Annotated in this window: 4 protein-coding genes; all 4 read right to left on the bottom strand. The window is 48.9% G+C overall.

Annotated elements, in window-relative coordinates:
* Positions 1–60: 60 nt before the first annotated feature.
* Complete coding sequence (locus RRY12_13125; protein MEG2185616.1) at positions 61–309, bottom strand: hypothetical protein; 249 nt, start codon at positions 307–309, stop codon at positions 61–63.
* Positions 310–646: 337 nt separating this feature from the next.
* Positions 647–844 carry a hypothetical protein gene (locus RRY12_13120; protein MEG2185615.1) on the bottom strand — a complete coding sequence of 66 codons (198 nt, stop codon included), beginning with the start codon at positions 842–844 and terminating at the stop codon, positions 647–649.
* 4 nt (positions 845–848) lie between these two features.
* Positions 849–1220 carry a D-Ala-D-Ala carboxypeptidase family metallohydrolase gene (locus tag RRY12_13115; GenBank protein ID MEG2185614.1) on the bottom strand — a complete coding sequence of 124 codons (372 nt, stop codon included), beginning with the start codon at positions 1218–1220 and terminating at the stop codon, positions 849–851.
* A gap of 392 nt (positions 1221–1612) precedes the next feature.
* A partial coding sequence (locus tag RRY12_13110; protein ID MEG2185613.1) for a hypothetical protein occupies positions 1613–1844 on the bottom strand: 232 nt, incomplete at its 5' end.

Here is a 1844-nt window from a genome sequence, read left to right as displayed (position 1 = left end):
GCCATAAGCAGATAAATCCACCACCGCCAGCGGCTCGTGGTTACTTTTTCCAGTGCAGGCTTAACCTCGTTCATCACCCGCGCCTCCGTCCGACAGTTCTCGTCTGCGCATGCCCTCATACGCACTCTTGCCCGTTGCCGCCGCTATCACCGTACCGCCAAAATAAATACAAACCTCTTTCGCGTTAGAGGGAATATCGCGTCCCAGCACAAACGCAGCAGCTATCATGAGAGCCACGCCGGCCCATGTGATAATCGCAATAGGTTTTGTCCATGGCAGTTTGTTCAGATAATCAAAGATTACGCTCATCATCTTCAACTCCATATCTTTTACACACTATTTGCCGCACCGTTCGCTCAAGACTACGAATGCCAACATGCACGGCAAATCCTGCAAGCGCCCATGCCAAACAATGGCTTTGCCCGGAACCTATCGTTGCCAGTCCAACAAGAGAACCGTATACAATATCCGTGCCTACGCCAATAAGCAACTTCGAAAGCACAAACGGCTCTACACCCCAATGCCGCTGAAAAAAATTACACACAGACACAATCCCAGATACGAGAATAAACGGGAAAATTACGCATATCGCAGAACAGAAGCTCTCCCAGGCGCTCTGTATCTCCTGCTGGCTCATAGGTGCTTCCTAAACCCTAGTAGCAAAATTAATTAACGTTAGCTCTGAATTACAAATATCGATAATTGATTGGAGAGCTTTACGTGCTTCTGCGATATCTTCAACATTTTTACAGATTTCACTTCTGTTTATACATTCGAGCCTGTTATCAAGTACATGTGTAAGCCTGTTGATTTCTGAAATTATCCGTTTTTCGACATAAGACATTCTTCTACCCCCTCCAGCGAGCCGGCCCATCCGTGCGCACATCAACATGCACCCACCCCGCATACACTCCGATGCCGCCCTTAGCAAACGCCGGTATCTGCTCCGCAAACCTTGCCAGCTCTTTCGGAAAACACTCGCGGCATTGAATATCGGCTGCCTGACCCAGCAAATGCTTGCTAGCAGTAGCCCCGCCAACCCTGTTGTTGTGCCAGCGACAGCGAACACCGCTCGTAATATAGAGCGGGTGCCCAACTAACTCACGAAGCGCTTGCAGAGCACCGATAAGACGAGGATCCAACGGAGCAGCATCACATTTTTTTCGCCCGCACTTGCAAGCAAATTCTTTCCGGGAAAAATCTTTTGTAAGGTCTCCCATTTTAATCACTCGCCGCCGCAAAAATTGCACAAATCACAAACCCAAAAATACTGCCAGCCCAAAAGGCACATATAGCCCAGATCATATTTTTGCCCCCCCTAAAAAAGCAAAATAAAAAGGCCCGGACAACAAGCCCGAGCCTATGCTGAACAGATACAAAAAAAGAGCCCTTCGGCTCCCAACGCGTTACTTCTTCGGCGGCTTCTTGCCGCGTGCCTTACAGCCCATATTTTTCACCTCCAGACTAAGAGCCTGTTATCAAATCATACGCAATTTTTATTATGCAGACACACAACACGGCACAGACTGATGCAAGCAAACAAAATACAAGGAACGCCAGAAGTACCGGCAACGCTGTATTCATGAATTCCGTAACAATAGTCAACATTGCTCTACACCTGATATTTTGTATATAGCGCGGAAACATTCCGCGCATACATGGAATCACTCCCAGCGCCGTTATACCGCCCAGCCACCCAACGCACAACAGCCCTATCCCATCCAACACCAGGCAGTGGGCATTTACTGCGCAGTGCCGCCAGATGCGCGGCGCCGTAACGGATGTTTTTGTTGGGGTCTAGCAAAGCAGCGACTGGAGCCTCTTTGTCAATGGCCGACATATAT

It is taken from the genome of Cloacibacillus sp. (assembly GCA_036655895.1).
GTDB lineage: Bacteria > Synergistota > Synergistia > Synergistales > Synergistaceae > JAVVPF01.
The sequence above is the reverse complement of the archived record's forward strand: the minus strand, read 5'-3'. Positions and strand labels throughout refer to the sequence as shown.

What these genes read in the sequence shown, in the direction of transcription:
- RRY12_13125 (MEG2185616.1), bottom strand. Translation starts at nt 309, where the DNA reads ATGAGCGTAATCTTTGATTATCTGAACAAACTGCCATGGACAAAACCT.
- RRY12_13120 (MEG2185615.1), bottom strand. Translation starts at nt 844, where the DNA reads ATGTCTTATGTCGAAAAACGGATAATTTCAGAAATCAACAGGCTTACA.
- RRY12_13115 (MEG2185614.1), bottom strand. Translation starts at nt 1,220, where the DNA reads ATGGGAGACCTTACAAAAGATTTTTCCCGGAAAGAATTTGCTTGCAAG.